General features: G+C 64.6%; 15 protein-coding genes, 1 other RNA gene and 1 pseudogene. All 17 read left to right on the top strand.

The window, feature by feature from the left end; translation table 11 throughout:
• A pseudogene (locus BTO32_RS17995) lies at positions 1-1,046 on the top strand (hypothetical protein); the annotation flags it as partial.
• 421 nt (positions 1,047-1,467) lie between these two features.
• An RNA gene (ffs, locus tag BTO32_RS08260) (signal recognition particle sRNA small type) lies at positions 1,468-1,564 on the top strand.
• Positions 1,565-1,712: 148 nt separating this feature from the next.
• A complete protein-coding gene (dnaX, locus tag BTO32_RS08255; protein ID WP_076724142.1) occupies positions 1,713-3,521 on the top strand; it encodes a DNA polymerase III subunit gamma/tau in 1,809 nt (602 codons plus the stop codon).
• 5 nt (positions 3,522-3,526) lie between these two features.
• Positions 3,527-3,850, top strand: a complete 324-nt coding sequence (locus BTO32_RS08250) for a YbaB/EbfC family nucleoid-associated protein (protein WP_076724141.1) — start codon at positions 3,527-3,529, stop codon at positions 3,848-3,850.
• A 33-nt stretch (positions 3,851-3,883) separates the two neighbouring features.
• Entirely contained in the window at positions 3,884-4,486 is a 603-nt protein-coding gene (gene recR, locus BTO32_RS08245) for a recombination mediator RecR (RefSeq protein WP_076724140.1), read from the top strand.
• A gap of 16 nt (positions 4,487-4,502) precedes the next feature.
• The gene (locus BTO32_RS08240) at positions 4,503-5,654 is read left to right on the top strand and encodes a ribonuclease D (protein ID WP_076724139.1); all 1,152 of its coding nucleotides are present in this window, start codon (positions 4,503-4,505) and stop codon (positions 5,652-5,654) included.
• Complete coding sequence (locus tag BTO32_RS08235) at positions 5,651-5,944, top strand: YcgL domain-containing protein (RefSeq protein ID WP_076724138.1); 294 nt, start codon at positions 5,651-5,653, stop codon at positions 5,942-5,944. The genes BTO32_RS08240 and BTO32_RS08235 overlap by 4 nt, the downstream gene beginning before the upstream one ends.
• Positions 5,941-6,390, top strand: a complete 450-nt coding sequence (locus tag BTO32_RS08230; RefSeq protein ID WP_076724137.1) for a YcgN family cysteine cluster protein — start codon at positions 5,941-5,943, stop codon at positions 6,388-6,390. Before BTO32_RS08235 ends, BTO32_RS08230 begins: the two co-directional genes overlap by 4 nt.
• Positions 6,387-6,731 (top strand): hypothetical protein, encoded by a 345-nt coding sequence (locus BTO32_RS08225; protein WP_076724136.1) that lies wholly within the window; start codon positions 6,387-6,389, stop codon positions 6,729-6,731. The genes BTO32_RS08230 and BTO32_RS08225 overlap by 4 nt, the downstream gene beginning before the upstream one ends.
• Complete coding sequence (locus BTO32_RS08220) at positions 6,731-8,683, top strand: VWA domain-containing protein (protein WP_076724135.1); 1,953 nt, start codon at positions 6,731-6,733, stop codon at positions 8,681-8,683. The genes BTO32_RS08225 and BTO32_RS08220 overlap by 1 nt, the downstream gene beginning before the upstream one ends.
• Before the next feature lie 4 nt (positions 8,684-8,687).
• Positions 8,688-9,530: an AAA family ATPase gene (locus BTO32_RS08215; protein WP_076724134.1), complete on the top strand. Its 843-nt coding sequence runs from the start codon at positions 8,688-8,690 to the stop codon at positions 9,528-9,530.
• A gap of 22 nt (positions 9,531-9,552) precedes the next feature.
• Positions 9,553-10,731, top strand: a complete 1,179-nt coding sequence (locus BTO32_RS08210) for a vWA domain-containing protein (protein ID WP_076724133.1) — start codon at positions 9,553-9,555, stop codon at positions 10,729-10,731.
• A gap of 331 nt (positions 10,732-11,062) precedes the next feature.
• Positions 11,063-11,599: an AraC family transcriptional regulator gene (locus tag BTO32_RS08205; protein WP_076724132.1), complete on the top strand. Its 537-nt coding sequence runs from the start codon at positions 11,063-11,065 to the stop codon at positions 11,597-11,599.
• A 7-nt stretch (positions 11,600-11,606) separates the two neighbouring features.
• A complete protein-coding gene (locus BTO32_RS08200; protein ID WP_084206807.1) occupies positions 11,607-13,223 on the top strand; it encodes a tetratricopeptide repeat protein in 1,617 nt (538 codons plus the stop codon).
• Positions 13,220-16,027, top strand: coding sequence for a tetratricopeptide repeat protein (locus tag BTO32_RS08195; protein WP_245820299.1), 2,808 nt, complete (start codon positions 13,220-13,222; stop codon positions 16,025-16,027). Before BTO32_RS08200 ends, BTO32_RS08195 begins: the two co-directional genes overlap by 4 nt.
• A complete protein-coding gene (locus BTO32_RS08190) occupies positions 16,014-16,484 on the top strand; it encodes a tetratricopeptide repeat protein (protein ID WP_076724131.1) in 471 nt (156 codons plus the stop codon). The genes BTO32_RS08195 and BTO32_RS08190 overlap by 14 nt, the downstream gene beginning before the upstream one ends.
• Positions 16,481-16,819 (top strand): hypothetical protein, encoded by a 339-nt coding sequence (locus tag BTO32_RS08185; protein ID WP_076724130.1) that lies wholly within the window; start codon positions 16,481-16,483, stop codon positions 16,817-16,819. Before BTO32_RS08190 ends, BTO32_RS08185 begins: the two co-directional genes overlap by 4 nt.
• Positions 16,820-16,824 lie beyond the last annotated feature (5 nt).

The raw sequence follows: 16,824 nt of genomic DNA, 5'->3' as shown, positions 1-16,824 counted from the left end.
CCACCAAAGATGGTCGGCTACTGGCCCTGAGTCCGGAACCAGTAGCGACCGGAGAGCGGGCGGTGAACGCGGTGGGGTGGATCCGCCGGAAGACGGAGGCGTGGCTGGACGTGCAGGGGGGCGACTGGCTGTTCGGGGCGGAATTCGCGCTGATGTTCCTGAGCCTGTTTGGGTTGATGATGGTGTTTGCCCTGCTGGTGACACTAGATGCCTACCTGGATGATGGGACAATGACCTGGATTCCTTTGAGCGTTGTGGGGGGCATGAACTTGCTGATCACTGCACCCTGGGGCCTCTACCTGCACTTTCTGGGCAATAAAGCGATCAAGGAGAGCCCCCCGGTGCGGTTTCACCGACAGCGCCGGGAAGTGGCCATGCCGCGCTGGACGGAAGGCCAGGCGTTCAAACTGCCGCTGTGGAATGACACAGTTGCTGGGTTTACGTACATTGGGGTGTTGTTCACCGTAGGATGGGCTCTGACCCCGTTTATGAATGAATACTCGTCCACTGAGTACAGGAACTCATTGGTTTTGGACGGGTTGGTGTTATTGGGCATAGAGCTTTTGGTCATCGGCACCTACCTCTTCATCGCCCTCCGCCTGAAGAAAAAACACGACCCCAAACTCGTCTACGAAATCTACCCCTGGGACAAGCTGGTCGCCTACATTGAGACAAAGCACAACATCGGCCCCGGCCTGATGGCCGCACACACGGTCCTCACCCTGGCGATTCCGAAGCCAGACGACCCGGATGGCCCACTACAAGGCCAAATGCCGCCAGGCCCGCAAAGAGATGTCCCTGTTACCCTGGCTGGGCAAGAAGGTGGGCGACTGGTTCTTCCAGCGATATCTGGCCCACATCATCACCGAGCGCCGCATCAAGACCCTGGCGCTGAAGCGCCTGCCAGAGGAACTGAAAGCCTGGTCCGCGCCTTTGCCCAAGGAACAGTGGGCCCAGCCATCCGAGGCACTGCAGAACCTGAATCAACAGCTCACCCGTGCTTACGAGCGGGGCTTGCGCTTTACCCAGATGGGTCCCGTGTCTGAATGGCAGGCGGGGCGTGAGGAGAAACGGCAACAAAAGCGGGGGAAAGGTCGTTTTCGGGCCCGAGCCTCGTCCTGAGCGAATCCCTACATCTTTATGCCCACAGCGCACGGAAAAAGGATCGTGACGATGGAACCGACGAGCAAGTGGACGGACACCCCGAATGAGACGGACGAACCCCGCTGGGAACCGGGTGGCGGTCAACAAGGCGCTGGCGCGAGACTATGCGTGGGGCTTGAACCTTTCCTTGCTGGGGCCGCTGTCGCGGTGGCGGGCAGCCCGGTCAAGAGGCCGGACTCCGGTGTCGTCAGGGGAATAAGTGCAGAATTTAGAATATGATGTTGGCCGTTGTAGTCTGCGGGGCCTTTTGCTAATATGCGCGCCGCCGTCGGGGGAAACCCCGGTCGGCCGTTATGGTGGCCCCATCGGTGCCTCCGCAACACGAAGCCGTGAACCCGGTCAGGCCCGGAAGGGAGCAGCCGTAGCGGTGGAGTTGTGTGCCGGAGATTTGCTGGTGGGGTCACCCCCAGTTTCCCTCCCGCTGTTCTAATTTCCTGATTCTGCATCCATTTTGGTATCCGGGTTAGCGGATTGTCGGCGCCTCGCCGCTTCTTATCAGCGCGGGTCCATGCTAAGGTTAAGCCCATTTTCACAGTTGTCGACGAAACATGAGCTACCAGGTCCTTGCCCGTAAATGGCGCCCCCGTTCCTTCGAGGATATGGTGGGCCAGGAACACGTACTCCAGGCGCTGATCCATGCCCTTGAAAACCAGCGGCTGCATCACGCCTATCTGTTCACGGGGACCCGGGGCGTGGGCAAAACCACCATCGGCCGCCTGCTGGCCCGCTGCCTCAACTGCGAGACCGGGATCACCCCGCATCCCTGTGGCAAGTGCGCCAGCTGCCAGGAAATCCAGGCCGGACGTTTTGTTGACCTGATCGAGATCGATGCGGCCTCCCGCACCGGGGTCGATGACATGCGGGAGCTGACCGACAACGTCCAGTACGCGCCAACGCGGGGCCGCTACAAGGTGTACCTCATCGACGAGGTGCACATGCTCACCAATCAGTCCTTCAACGCCTTCCTGAAGACTTTGGAAGAGCCGCCGGAGCATGTGAAGTTCCTGCTGGCCACCACCGATCCCCAGAAGCTGCCGATCACCGTGCTGTCGCGCTGCCTCCAGTTCAACCTCAAGCGGATGACCCCGGAGCACATTGTTGGCCACCTCAAGCATGTGCTGACCGAGGAGGGTATTCCTTTCGAGGAGCCGGCGCTCTGGCTGCTGGCCCGTGCCGCCGATGGCAGCATGCGGGACGCCCTGAGTCTGACCGATCAGGCCATTGCCTTTGGCAATCAGCGCCTGACCGCTGGGGACGTCAGCAACATGCTGGGGACCATCGACCAGCGCGACATCGAGCGTATTGTCAACGCGTTGGTTGACCGCGATGGCCCCGGTTTGATGGCGGAAATTGCCCGGATTTCGGAGTTTGCACCGGACTACAGTGTCATTCTCTCGGATCTGCTGTCGCTGTTTCATCGGGTCACCCTGGAACAGGTGGTTCCGGGGAGTGCCGACAACGCCATGGGGGATGCCGAGCAGGTGCGGACGCTGGCGCGCAAGCTCAGCGCCGAGGATGCTCAGCTGTTCTATCAGGCCGCGCTGATCGGCCGTAAAGATCTGGACATCACGCCGGATGCGCGCATGGGCTTCGAGATGACACTGTTGCGGATGCTGGCGTTCCGTCCCGGCAGCGACCGGCGGGAGCCCCCCGCTCTGACCGGCGGGCGTGACACTGCCGGAGCCGACGCCGGCGACGAGCCGGAGCCGGCACCGGAAGCTCCGAGGACGGCGCAGGAGCCGGAACCTGAGCCGGTGACGGCACCCGGCGACGACGACAACGACGAGGCTTGGCTGGCCAGTCTGGATGCTCAGGCGAACGCGGAACTGGCGGAACCCGAACCCGAGGGGGTGCCCAAGCCGGTGTCGCCGCCGCGCCCTGAACCGGAATCCGGGCCGGCCCCGGTCAGCGTCCCGCAACCGGCGGTGGCACCGGAGCCCGTGCCCGAGGCCCCGCCGGTGGACGCCAACGGATTTGTCTGGGAGCGGGATTTCCGCACCCTGGGGATCGTCGGTATGCCCGGGAACCTGGCCAGTCAGGCATCGATGAGCCGGGACGGCGACTGCATCGTATTGACCCTGGACCCCGGCCATGCGCGACTGCTCAACAGCCGGCACGAGGACAAGATCCGCGACGCCTTGAAAGATCGCTTTGGCGACACCATCCAGCTGCGGATCGAGGAGGGCGCGCCCGGTCCGCACACGCCCGCAGCCTACGAGGAGCGCCAGCGACAGGCGCGGCAGCGGGCGGCTGAGGAGGCGATCCGTCAGGACCCCATCGTCCGAACCCTTGTTGAACGATTTGAGGCCCGGGTAGTCGAAGAGAGTATCCGGCCGGCAGAAACACCCAGGAGGTGACATCAATGATTCCGAACATGGGCGAGTTGATGAAGAAAGCCCAGAAAATGCAGGAAGAAATGCAGAAGGCCCAGGAAGAGTTTGCCCGGGCCGAGGTCATTGGCGAGTCCGGTGCCGGCTTGGTCAAGGTGACCATGAACGGCCGTCATGACGTGCGCAAAGTGGAGATCGACCCCTCGCTGCTGTCCGAGGATAAAGAAATCCTCGAGGATCTGCTGGCCGCCGCCGTCAACGATGCGGTGCGCCGGATCGAGGCCAGCCAGAAGGAAAAAATGTCCGGCCTGATGTCCGGGATGGGCATGCCCCCCGGTTTCAAGATGCCGTTCTGAGCCCACCGCGCCACCCCCGTCACGAGGTTATTGATGGCTTTCAGTCCACTGGTTGATGAATTGGTCGAGGCCCTGCGCTGCCTGCCCGGGGTGGGCCAGAAAACGGCCCAGCGCATGGCGTTCCACCTGCTGGAGCGGGGCCGTTCGGGCGGCACCCGCCTGGCCGAGGCCTTGAGTCAGGCCATGACCGGGGTCCGTCGCTGTCAGTCCTGCCAGAATTTTGCCGACAGCGACCTGTGCAGCATCTGTCAGGATCCGAACCGGCGGAATGGCCTGTTGTGCGTGGTGGAAAGCCCTTCGGACTTGCTGGCAATCGAGCAGGCGGGGGATTACAAGGGCGGCTACTTCGTGCTCATGGGTCACCTGTCACCCATTGACGGAGTCGGGCCCGAGGAAATCGGTATCGAGCGCCTGCTCAAGCGGGTGCGGGAGGAGGGCGTGAGCGAATTGATCCTCGCCACCAACCCCACCGTCGAGGGGGAGGCCACCGCCCATTACATCGCCGATCGCCTCGACGGTGAGAATGTCTTGATCACCCGGCTGGCCCATGGCATTCCCGTGGGGGGGGAACTGGGCTATGTTGACGGGTTCACGCTGACTCACGCGTTCCGAGGACGCAAACCTCTCTCCGAATAGGGATCCGGATACTTCCATGACTGTTCCACCACAGACCCTTGTGGCGCCCGCCGCGCCGGACACCGTGCATTGGCTCGCAACCCCGGAGGCGCTCGACCGATGGCTGGCGTCCGCCTCCCACGACCACCCCCTGGCCCTAGATACCGAATTCGAGCGGATCAATACCTTCCATCCCATTCCCGGGCTGGTGCAGCTTGGTCTCGGGCCGGATCTGTGCCTGGTGGAGCCTTCGGTCGCCGAGGCCTCCAGCCGGTTCCGGTCGGTGCTGGCCGACCCTGCCGTGCCCAAGCTGCTGTATGCCATGAGTGAGGATCTGGAACTGTTTCGACACTGGCTGGGGGTTCGGCTGCGGGGTGTCGTCGATCTGCAGCTGGGTGCGGCGTTGGCCGGTGCCGGTTTTTCCCTGGGCTACGCCCGCTTGGTGGAAACCCTGTTTGGTGAAACCCTGGACAAATCCGCCACCCGGTCGGACTGGCTGGCTCGTCCACTGTCCGATGCCCAGCAGCGCTATGCGCTGGACGATGTCCGTTTTCTAGAGCCCATGTACCACTGGGTGCTGGGCGTTCTGCGCGAGCGGGGGCTGGAAGTGGCGATGGCGGAGGAGTCCGAACGTTTCGCCGAGGAACTGCACGATCAGGAAAATCCCGACACCCATTATCAGAAACTGCGGGGTGGCTGGACTCTCAAGCCGCGCCAGCAGGCGGTGCTGCAGGCTCTGGTCCGCTGGCGCGAGCTGGAGTGCCGGCGTCGGGATATGCCCCGAAATCGGGTCGTCGCGGATGCCGCGCTGATCGAGATGGCGGAGCGCCTGCCCGGTAGCCACCGGGAGCTGCGCCAGGTGCACGGTTTGTCTCCCGGCACCGTCCGCCGCTACGGCGAGGCCCTGTTGGCGCTTGTCCGCGACGCCTACGATACTGATAATCAGAGCTTGGAGTTGATACCGCCTCCGCTGCCCAGGGAGCGTCAGGAACACTACAAAAAATTGAGAAATATCTTCAAAAAGCAAGCTGAAGCCTTTGATATTCCAGTGGAACTGCTTGCACCCAGAAAACGACTTGAGCAACTGATGCGGGATCGGGACCTGGAGCGCAACGCTTTTTTTCAGGGGTGGCGGGCGGCGTTGCTGGCCCCGGTCAAGCGGGAAATCGAGGAAATACTGAGCCTATGAGCCAGCGTGAGTTTGTCTCTGTGTTCCGCAGCAGCCGAAAGCCGGACACCTACATCTTCACCCGCCGGGGCCAGCGCTGGGAGGAATTGCCAGATGCTCTGCGGGCGCTGTTCGGAACTCCGGTGCACAGCATGGATTTGCTGCTCACCCCCGAACGGAAACTGGCACGCACCACCGGCGCCCAGGTGCTGGCGGCGATCGACGACAAGGGGTTCTACCTGCAGTTGCCGGAAGAACCCGAGAGCTACATCGTGGAATTCAAGCGCAAACTGGAGCAGCACCGGCGATGATCGCCCAGATCCCGTTCTGGCAGCGCAAGCGCTTGCACGAGATGACAGCGGCGGAATGGGAATCGTTGTGTGACGGCTGTGGACTCTGCTGCCTGAACAAGCTGGAGGATGCCGACACCGGCGAGGTTTACCATACCGACCTGGCGTGCCGGTTTATGAATGCGGACACGTGTCGCTGCACCGTTTACCCGGAGCGAACGCGGCATGTGCCAGGCTGTACGACGCTGACGCCGGACACCGTTGGCGACTACCACTGGCTGCCTTACACCTGCGCCTATCGCACCCTGGCGGAGGGCCGACCGTTGCCGGACTGGCATCCCTTGCGCAGTGGCGATCCGGACTCCGTCCACCGGGCCGGGGTCTCGGTCCGGGGGCGCACGGTGTCGGAGGATGCGGTGCCCGAGGCGCAGTGGGAGGAACACATCATTCATTGGGTATTGTCATGATCGATGCGGATACACAACTGGCCTACGGCATATTCTGGACCGCCTATGTCGTTGCCTTCGTAGTGTTTTTCTACATGATGAAATTGCTGTTCCGGTGGATTCCGGTGTACGGCGTGCGCACCTTGCTGCTGGCGGCGCTGGTGGTCTTGCTGCTGACGCCCGTCGAGTCGCCGGATGTCCACGGCTGGTGGATGCCCGCTTGGCTGTTCGGTGGCTATGAAATGGTCCTGGGCGACCTGGCGGAGGCCAGCCGTGCCTTCTTCAACTTCGCCATCGCGGGACTGGTCATGCTCCTGGTCTGGGTTCTGGATCTGGTGCGTTACCGGCTGGTGCGGCGCTGATGCGGTTCGTCCTGTCGCGGGGGTACCCGCTCTGGCTCTTCCTGACCCTGGCCACCCTGGCGAAGGCCGGTGAGCCGGTGGCGGTGCCGGAACGGTCGGATATCCGGATGATTGTCGACATCTCCGGTTCAATGAAACAGACCGACCCCGACAACCTGAGGCGGCCGGCGGTGCGTCTGCTGGCGCGCCTGCTGCCCGACGGCGACACCGCCGGGCTTTGGACCTTCGGCCAGTATGTCAACATGCTGGTACCCCATCGCCAGGTCACTGAGGCCTGGCGCCAGCTGGCCATCGAACGTTCCGGCCAGATCAACTCGGTGGCGCTGCGCACCAACCTGGGGGGTGCGATTGAGGTGGCCAGCGACGATTACTACACCGGCGGTCGTCTGGACAATACCCATTTCATCCTGCTGACGGACGGCCGGGTGGACATTGCCGACGACCCGGCGGCGAACCAGGCCGAAGAACAGCGAATTCTGGAGACCCTGGTGCCAGACTTGGTCGCCCGCGGTGCCACCTTCCACCCCGTCGCCCTGTCCGACCAGGCCGATGCCGACTTTCTCCGGCGCCTGGCCACGGCCTCCGGTGGCAGTTTCCATATTGCCAAGGACGCCGAGGCGCTCAACCGCGCCTTTCTGGAAGCCCTGAACACTGCGGCCCCTCAACCCCAGATCCCTATTGAAAACGACGGCTTTCTGGTCGACTCCGGCGTCCGTGAGTTCACCGCGCTGATCTTTTGGGGCGAGTCGGAAACTTCTGCGTCCCGGCAGTTGTCTCTGGTCCGGCCGGATCAGACCACGATGGCGCTGGACCAGCACCCGGACAACGTCCGCTGGGTGCGGGAGGCCGGTTATGACCTGGTGACCGTGACCGGGCCACAGGCCGGTCGTTGGCAGATCGACGGCACCCTGGGCGAAGGCAGTCGGGTCACCGTGGTCAGTGACCTGAACATGAGGGTGGCCGACCTGCCGCCCAGCTTCACGGCGGAGCAGCCGGTAGACATCGAGGTGGCGTTTTTCGAAGGCGAAGAGAAGATCACCAATCCGGACTTCCTTCAGGTGGTGAGCGTCAGCCTGACCCTGGTGTCCGAGGACGGTCGCAGGGGCACCAAGATGCTGTCGCCCGAGACGGTACCGGCCGACGGCGTCTACCATGACCGGATTACCCAGCTCCCGGAACCCGGGCGTTACCAAGTGGAAGTGGTCGCGGATGGCCGCACCTTCGCCCGCAAGTTCACCGGCCTGCTCGAGTATCGGGTACCGGAGGCAGTGACTGACGTCGGCGCTGGGGCGCCGGTGGCCGGGAACCTCCCGGAGCCGTCGCCGCCGGTTCCGGCACCCAAAGCGGCGATTCCTGCGCCCATCGACGTGGCGGACGTGGAAAACGCGACGCCGCCGGAACCGGAGCCACTCCCGGAGGTGGCCGCGCCGGCTCCGGAACACCCGGGCAATGCAGAGGAACCGGGCCTGACTGCTTGGTTGCCGTGGCTCGCCGCTGGGGGAGCCGGCGTTCTGGTCGTTGCGGGCGTGCTGGTGGTTCTCCTGCGCCGGCGGGGGCGGGCAACGGAGACGGCCTCCCGGTCGCCGGTGGCCGATGCGGCGGAGGTCCCGGCCCCGGAACGGGCCGAAGAACCTGAACCGGAGCCCGAGGTCATCCCGGAGGTGACGGACGTTGCCGAACCGGAACCGACAGACAGCCAGACTGCGGCGCCCGAGGAGGCTGTGGCGGAAGACACGATTCCGGTGGCCGACGAAGTGGTGGCGCCGGAGACCGAACCGGATGCCGAGCCTGAGCCGGAACCGGAGGAAGACGAGGAGTTCGGCCTGGAGGATTTCGACCTGTCCGAGTTCGACGACCTGCCCGGATACGATGAGGACGAGGCGCCGGACGACGAGGGGACACGGACCTCCGGGGCCGACGACGAGAAACCAAAGAACAATCCGCAGGAATGAGATCATGAAGTTTACTGGCACCGACAAATACGTAGCCACCGATGACCTGCAGATGGCGGTCAACGCGGCGATTGCACTGCAGCGGCCGCTGCTGATCAAGGGGGAGCCCGGAACCGGCAAGACCCTGCTGGCGGAGGAAATGGCCGCCGCCCTCGGCATGAGGCTCATCTCCTGGCACATCAAGTCCACCACCAAGGCGCAGCAGGGGCTGTACGAGTACGACGCGGTGTCCCGCCTGCGGGATTCCCAGCTGGGCGATGAAAAGGTCAAGGACATTCGCAATTACATCGTTAAGGGCAAACTCTGGGAAGCGTTCGAGTCGGACGAGCCAGTGGTGCTGCTGATCGACGAGATCGACAAGGCCGACATCGAGTTCCCCAACGACCTGCTGCTGGAGCTGGACCGGATGGAGTTCTTCGTGTATGAAACCCAGCAAACCATCCGCGCCAAGCACCGGCCCATCGTCGTCATCACCAGCAATAACGAAAAAGAACTGCCGGATGCCTTCCTGCGCCGTTGTTTCTTCCACTACATCAGCTTCCCCGATCACGAGACCATGAAGAGCATCGTCGACGTTCATTTCCCGAACCTGCAACAGGAGGTGGTCCGGGATGCCCTGGAGGTGTTCTTCGACGTGCGCAAGGTCCCCGGCTTGAAGAAGAAACCGTCCACCTCCGAACTGATCGACTGGCTGAAGCTGCTGATGGCCGACGAGCTGTCCGCCAAGGCACTGCAGGAAAAGGACAGCAGCTCGGCGCTGCCGCCGCTGTACGGCGCGCTGGTGAAGAACGAGCAGGACGTGCACCTGTTGCAGAAGCTGGCCTTCATGGCCCGCCGTCGCAGCTGATCCGGGCCTGGGGCGCCAAGCTATGCTGATCGATTTCTTCCTCGAAGTGCGGCGGGCCAAGGTGCCCGCCAGTCTGCGCGAGTTTCTGGATTTGCTTGAGGCGCTGCAGAAGCGCCTGGCGTTCGCGGACATGGAGGAGTTCTACTATCTCGCCCGTGTCTGCCTGGTCAAGGACGAGCGGCATTTTGACAAGTTCGACCGGGCCTTCAAGGCTTACTTCGAGGGAATCGAGCACCTGGACGACCTGCTGCAAGCCCTGATTCCCGACGACTGGCTGCGGGCGGAGTTCGAGAAGTACCTCAGTGAGGAGGAAAAGGCCCGGATCGACTCTCTGGGGGGGCTCGAGGAACTGATCGAGACCTTCAAAAAGCGCCTGGAGGAGCAGAAGGAACGCCACGCCGGTGGCAACAAGTGGATCGGTACCGGTGGCACCTCGCCATTCGGCGCCAACGGGTACAACCCGGAAGGCTTCCGGATCGGCCAGAAAAGTGGCCGCCAGGGCCGGGCGGTCAAGGTCTGGGAGAAGCGGGAATACAAGGACCTGGACGACAGCATCACCCTTGGTATCCGCAACATCAAGGTTGCCCTGCGCCGTCTGCGCAAATTCGCCCGACAGGGTGCGGCGGACCAGCTGGATCTGGACGACACCATCCGTTCAACGGCCCGTAACGCCGGTTATCTGGATCTGAAGCTGGTGCCCGAACGCCACAACGCGGTGAAGGTGCTGATCTTCTTCGATGTCGGCGGCTCCATGGATCCGCACATCCGGGTTTGCGAGGAGCTGTTCTCGGCGGCTCGACTCGAGTTCAAGCACATGGAGTATTTTTACTTCCACAATTTCATCTACGAGAGTGTGTGGAAGAGCAATATCCGCCGCATGAACGAGACCACCAGTACTTGGGACATCCTCCACAAGTACACCCCGGATTACAAAGTGATCTTCGTTGGCGACGCCACCATGGCGCCGTATGAAATTTCCCATCCCGGCGGCTCAATCGAGCACTGGAACGAGGAAGCGGGCGCGACCTGGTTCCAGCGCATCACCGATCATTTCCGTAAGGTGGTCTGGCTTAACCCTCTGCCGGAAGCCTACTGGGGCAGTGGCGGCTCGCTCGGGATGACCCGCCAGCTGGTTGGCGACCATATGTACCCGCTGACCCTCGAGGGCCTGGAATCGGCTATGCGGTACCTCAGCAAGTAGTGGGCTATTCTGAAAGGTGAAAAAAGGCCGATGCGGTTGAGAGCATCGGCCAAAGCTCGGCATATTTTCAGCGGAGCCGCCGACTGGCGGTTCCGCCACGATATTCTCAGCAAGACCAGGGCCAAAAGCGAAAGTCCCTGAAAAATCAAATAGCTGTTGTTCGTGGCCCGGGATTGCCGTTGGCCGGTCATGCCCCTTCTGTAAATTAATTCGACATCCCTCTTTGCCATTTGGTGATCTGGATACCGTTCTTTCTGGTTACCGGGTGTTACGCTTCCTGTCGGTTTGTTACAAGACGTTGCCGGCTCCGGGCCGGCAGGGCAGGAGACCGATGTACGGCTTACACTCAACAACAAGATGCCGGCGGGGGCCCTGGTGGTTTGCCTGGGCCGCCGCAACCCTGATCTCGCACACGGGCGTTGCCGCCAGCCTCGACGACGATATTGAGTCCCTGTCGGCCCAGGTCAATGAACACCTGGCGTCGGTGCGGTCCCTGGAACGCCAGCTGCTGTACCCCACCCACACCCGCCTGAGCGTATTCCTGTCCCTGGCCGAGCGGGAAACCCTGGACCTGGATGCCATCGAGCTGTTCCTGGATGATCAACCGGTGGCCTCGCACCTGTATCAGAACCGTGAACGCAGCGCCCTGGAGGCCGGAGGCGTCCAGGAACTTTACATCGGCAACCTGGCCACCGGCCAACACCGCCTCAAGGCGGTGATTACCGCCCGGGCGGCAGACAAGTCCTTCGTCCGGCGTGAGGCGGTACGGTCCTTCATCAAACCACCCGGGGCCCTGGTGGTGGAACTGACCGTGGCCGCCCCCGCGCCGGATTACCAGCCCCGTGTCACCTTTACCGAATGGAAGTAACGGCGCCGTGTCCGGTTCGAGCCTAGAGTGGTTTCGTCGCGGCACCCTGGGGCTGCTGATGCTGCTGATGCTGCCGGCTTCGGCCTCGGAGCCGCCAGCACCCGAACGGCTGAGGGAAGGGCGTATTCGTTACGCGCTGGCCACCGGCGATCTGCCGGAGGCCCTGCGACACCTGCCCGGGCTATCCGGCGCATCGGCTCCCTTTCTTCGGGCCCGGGCCTGGTACCAGGCCGGCTTCCGTGAGCGGGCGTTGGCAGAATTCCAGCAGGTGCTTGAGGGCCCCTGGCACCGTGGTGAAGCCGCCCTGGTACTGGCTCGCGCCGCGCTGGCCAACGGCGACCAGACCTCGGCGCAGGACCGGTTCGAACAGGCTGCCCGCTTGGGTCCGGCGACGGCGACCCAGGAGGCGCTGTATCAGCTCGCCATGCTGGCGCTGCGATCCGGCCAGGCGGACCAGGCCGGTGACCGGCTGGCGCGGATGCCCGAGGGTTACTGGGCGGCGTCGGGATACGTCAACCTTGCCCGTCACTACGCGGAGGAAGATCTGAGCCCGACTCGGGCCCTGGTGGCGCTGCGGGTGGCGCTCGCCATGACCGCCAAGGACCCGCTGCCGGAACGCGCCAAGGCGCTGCGCGACCGTATCCTGATACGTTCCGGCTACCTGGCGTACCGCAACGGCGATCCCGGCAAAGCCCTGGGCTTTCTGGAGCAAGTGTCCCTGACCAGCACCTCCACGCCCCGGGCTTTATACCTCCATGGCTTGGCTCGCATGGCTCAGGGTAACTATCGGGCAGCCATGCAGAGTTGGCACCGGGCCCGTAAGTTCCCGCTGGCCTATCCCGGTGCCGCTGATGCGTGGCTGGGCATGGGGCAGGGCTACGACCGTGCCGGCTATCTGGGGCAGGCTGGGGAAGCCTACCTCGCCGCGAATGCCGCATACGAAAGCGAGCGGGTAACCTTACGGACCCTGGCCCGGGACATCCATGACCGGGGGGCCTATCCGGCCCTGGTGCAGGCCGCCCGCAACGATGACGTGGAATGGTTCCTGGCCGACAACCGGACGCTTCAGCAACCACGCCTGGCCTATCTTCTGGATTTCCTGGAACAGCCGGAGGCCCAGCAGGCGGTGGCCGCCGTGGCCCGTCTTCAGGGCCTGGAACAGCAACTGATCGGTACCAGTCGTGACCTCGCGCTGTTCGCTGAAACCTTGGCCCGTGGCCACGGCGACGCGGGGCGACTGCCCGAACTGAGCGCCCGCAATCAGACCCTTCTGGAACGGGTGCGGGCGGCCCGGACCCAGGTGTCCGCCACCCGTCAGGGACCGTGGTTTGAGTTGGAACAGTCCCTGGTGCTGGCTGCTCATGCCCTGAACGACCTGTCCGCGCCCGCTAGTAACGGCGATTCCCGGGTGCGGATCGGCGAGTATCGCACGCTCGGCGAGGCATACCTACGACAGGTTTCCGAGCTTCGTCGCCGGGCCGAAGCCCGCCTTGACGCATTGGCGTTCGACTACGTGAACCGGCAGGACCAGCGGATGGCCCGCGCCTTGGGCAAGGCGGAGCAACGCATCGCCCATCTTTACGAATATCTGGCTCTGGAAACGCTGGGGGAGGCATCGCCGTGAAGCGGCCGGTTTCCCCAGTACTGCTGCTTGTTCTGATGCTGGCCGGGCCGGCCGCGGGCCAGGAGTCCTTCCGCGTTGAACTTGGCCGTGACGGTGAAACCCTGGCCGACATGCACCCCGTGTTCCTGACCTTTGAGAACCGCCCCTTGCCGGCCATCTCGCCGGAAGAAGTCGCGCGTCGTTATCGCCGCCTGTTTGAGACCTCCGGCGAGCCCGAAGTGCGGGTTGATGCGCTCAACCGGCTGGCCCAGATCCGTGACCGTTCCGGCCTGGAGCTCGGCCTTTCCGCCGAACAGGAAGTTGGGTTGTACCGGGACGCACTGGCCAGCTACGAGGCCATCCTGTCCCGGGGGGCGTTTTCCGGGCGACTTGATGAACTGCTGTATCAAATGGCTAAGGCGTATGCTCTGACCGGACAACCCGGCCGGTCCGTCGAGCGGCTTGAGCAGCTGGTGGGACTGTATCCCGACTCTCCGCTGGTGCCGGAGGCCCAGTTCCGGATTGCCGAGGCGGCCTTCGCCGGCGGCCAGTACCCAAAGGCCGAGAGCCATTACCAAGCGCTGCTGGCGGGCTCCGGCCGCCCGGACCTGAAGGCCAAGGCCCGCTACATGATGGGCTGGAGCCAGTTCAAACAGGGCGAAGCCGCTTGGAGGCGGGCCACCATTACCTTCATGGCGGTACTGGATCAGTTCCTGCCGGATGCACCAAGCCTGGCCCGGGTGCCTGAAGCCTCCATCGATACCCTCGACGATACCCTGCGGGTGTTGGCAATGATGGCCGCCCGCACCGGCGGGGTTGCCGCTCTGGATACCTGGCTGGCCAGAGCTCCGACGCTGCCGGCCTGGGCTGCCTTGCTGTACGACCGGCTGGCCGACGTTTACACCCAGCAAGGGAGGTTCGAGGAGGCAGTGGCGGTCAATCAGGCGTTCGTGAACCGGTATCCCCAACACCCGACGGTACCGGATTTCCGTGACCAGATCATCTCGGTCTGGCAGGCGGCGGGGCAGCCGGACCGGGCGGAGGGCGCCCGTGCGGACTACGTCGCCGCTTACCGGGAGGACGCGGCGTACCGGCGCCTGGACGCCCGACACCAGGAACGCTGGCGCCGGTTTGCCCGTGCCTGGGCCGACTCCCGCTACGTGAACGCCTCAGCCCTCCGGCGTGCTGGCGACCTGGCCGGCGCCGCCGAGTGGTACGCCCCGGCCGCCGCTGAATACCAGCGTCTGGCGATGCGAGTGGTGGCCCCGGGGCCCCTTTGGCGACTGGCTGGCGATGCATGGCTGGGGGCGGGGCGGCAGGCGCCTGCGCTGGCGGCCTTCCGGACGGCGGGCTACCAGGTTCCCGGCTATGATGCCGCGGTGGACTCGGCCTGGGCCGAAGTCAGGGTTCTGATCGATCGGGTCGGGCGATTGGCCGCGGCGGATCAGAGCCTCGCCCTGGTGTCACTGTCGGCGGCGGTGGACCGGTTTACCGAAACCTACCCCGACGATCCCCGGGGAACCGGGGCCCTGGCGGACGTGGCCGGACGGTGGTTGACCCTGGGCAACGGCAACCGGGCGCAGGTGTATGCCCGGCGGGTACAGGTCCACCCCCTGGCGCAGCCAAGCGAGCGCTACGCCGCCTGGCTGGTGACTGCCCGGGTACGGCAAGCCGCGGGCGCGTTCGCATCGGCGGAGCGGGCCTGGCGGCAGGCCCTGGCCCTGCACCACGGCGCCGGTACGGAGGCGGCCAGGGAGGAGGCCAAGCTGCGCCGACAACTGGCCGAGTCCATTTACCATCAGGGCGCGCAGGCCGCGGATCAGGGTGACGTGCCGCTGGCAGTGGCCCACTTTCTGCGGATCGAAACCGTTCTGCCTGGGTCGGAGGTCGCCATTCAGGGCCGCTTTGATGCCGCCAACACCCTACTTAGAGCGTCGCAGTGGCAGGACGCCATCCATCAGCTGCAACGGTTTCGTCACGATTATCCGGACCATCCGCTGGCGGTCCGCATCCGTGACAAGCTGGTGCTTGCCTACAGCCGTTCCGGCCAGCCGCGGCGTGCGGCCGATGAGCTGCTGGCTCGGGCCCGTGACCTGGCCAATCCCTGGCCGGACCGGCTCCGGGCTGCGGAGCTGTACCACGATGCCGGCGACATCGAAGCCCGTAACGCACTCTATCGCCAGTACCTGGCGACCTCACCGGTGCCTATCGAGGGGCCGGATCACCGCCGGTTGCAGCGTCTGAGGCATCGGCTGCTGTCCACCGAGGCGATACCCGAACCCTGGCACGAAGCCCTGGTGCGCGCCGAGCTGGACAGCCCGTGGCATTCCGACCAGACCCTGGCGTGGGCCACCGACAGCGCATGGGTGCTGGCCCGGCGGGCAGCGGACCGGTTCCGGTCCTTGCCGTTGGTTCAGCCGCTCGAGGACGCCCTGGCCCGCAAGGAACGTGCGTTGGCGGCGGTCCGGCAGCGTTTGGAGCAAGCAGAACGGCTGGGGGGCGAGGCGGTCCGCTCACAGGTGCTGTTCCTCCGGGCCGAGTTGTACCGGCAACTGGCCCGGGACCTGATGGCATCGGAGGTGCCCGGGAGCCTGAATGAACTGGAAGCCCTGCAGTACCGCGTTCTGCTGGAGGAGGAAGCCTACCCGTTTGAGGAAGAGGCCATTGCCCTGCATGAGGCGAATCATCAACGGATCACGAAGACCGGGTACGACGAATGGATTGGCAAAAGCCTGGAGGCCCTGGCCCGGATGCACCCTGGGCGCTACCAACGCCAGGTACGCTGGATGGAATGGCACCCGGAGGTGACGAATGACGGGGCGTGAGCGCATGGCTGTGTTCGGGGTCCTGCTGTGGCTGGCGGGCTGCGCGGCAACCCCGGAAACCGGTGGTTCCGCCGTGCCCCGGGACCCGGATCGGGCGTCGGTGCTGGCCAGGCGAGGGGACCTGGACTGGCAGGCCGGGCGCGAGGACGCCGCCATCGACGCCTGGCAGCAGGCGGTGGCGCTCAATCCGCAGGATGCCGTGGCGGTGAACAATCTCGCCCTGGCGCTGGCGGAACGGCATCGCTACGCCGAGGCCGCGCGACTGCTCGACGACGGCATCCGCCATTCGCCCGGGGTGCCGGACCTCCACTACAACCTGGCGGTCCTCTGCGAGCTGTACCTGCTGCAACTGGACTGCGCCCTGGTTCATTACCGGGCGTACCTTGATTTGACCGGGGACGACGCGCCTGACGTGGCGGGTTGGGTCGCCGACCTGGAACGGAGGCTGGCGCCATGAGCGGCAGAGCCCACCGGAGACTGACCGGACTGCTGTTGCTCTGGCTGCTGCCATTACCCTGGGCCTACGCCGGGCCGGACTCGGTGAGCGGGACGGCGGCGGTCCCGGCGCTGACCATCGAGGGGCTGGCTGCCCGTCCCGGCGAGGATAATCCCCGAATGCTGTTCATCCTGCCTTGGCAGGCCCCCACGCTCCCGCGCCACCCGGAGGCGTCGTTGCCCGAGCAGGCGCCGGAGCTGGAAGGACTTCTGGATCCCCGGGCCTTCGACAATCTCTGGCGTTTTCGGGACAGCCTCGACCCCTTGACGCTGGAGTACCCGGAGCGCCATCCGTAACCGTG

This window comes from Marinobacter lutaoensis, assembly GCF_001981305.1.
In the GTDB taxonomy this organism is placed as follows: domain Bacteria; phylum Pseudomonadota; class Gammaproteobacteria; order Pseudomonadales; family Oleiphilaceae; genus Marinobacter; species Marinobacter lutaoensis.
The sequence above is the reverse complement of the archived record's forward strand: the minus strand, read 5'-3'. Positions and strand labels throughout refer to the sequence as shown.

Coding starts and splice junctions, on each gene's coding strand:
- recR (WP_076724140.1), top strand. CDS start 3,884: ATGGCTTTCAGTCCACTGGTTGATGAATTGGTCGAGGCCCTGCGCTGC.
- BTO32_RS08225 (WP_076724136.1), top strand. CDS start 6,387: ATGATCGATGCGGATACACAACTGGCCTACGGCATATTCTGGACCGCC.
- BTO32_RS08185 (WP_076724130.1), top strand. CDS start 16,481: ATGAGCGGCAGAGCCCACCGGAGACTGACCGGACTGCTGTTGCTCTGG.
- BTO32_RS08250 (WP_076724141.1), top strand. CDS start 3,527: ATGATTCCGAACATGGGCGAGTTGATGAAGAAAGCCCAGAAAATGCAG.
- BTO32_RS08240 (WP_076724139.1), top strand. CDS start 4,503: ATGACTGTTCCACCACAGACCCTTGTGGCGCCCGCCGCGCCGGACACC.
- BTO32_RS08205 (WP_076724132.1), top strand. CDS start 11,063: ATGTACGGCTTACACTCAACAACAAGATGCCGGCGGGGGCCCTGGTGG.
- BTO32_RS08230 (WP_076724137.1), top strand. CDS start 5,941: ATGATCGCCCAGATCCCGTTCTGGCAGCGCAAGCGCTTGCACGAGATG.
- BTO32_RS08220 (WP_076724135.1), top strand. CDS start 6,731: ATGCGGTTCGTCCTGTCGCGGGGGTACCCGCTCTGGCTCTTCCTGACC.
- BTO32_RS08235 (WP_076724138.1), top strand. CDS start 5,651: ATGAGCCAGCGTGAGTTTGTCTCTGTGTTCCGCAGCAGCCGAAAGCCG.
- BTO32_RS08190 (WP_076724131.1), top strand. CDS start 16,014: ATGACGGGGCGTGAGCGCATGGCTGTGTTCGGGGTCCTGCTGTGGCTG.
- BTO32_RS08210 (WP_076724133.1), top strand. CDS start 9,553: ATGCTGATCGATTTCTTCCTCGAAGTGCGGCGGGCCAAGGTGCCCGCC.
- BTO32_RS08215 (WP_076724134.1), top strand. CDS start 8,688: ATGAAGTTTACTGGCACCGACAAATACGTAGCCACCGATGACCTGCAG.
- dnaX (WP_076724142.1), top strand. CDS start 1,713: ATGAGCTACCAGGTCCTTGCCCGTAAATGGCGCCCCCGTTCCTTCGAG.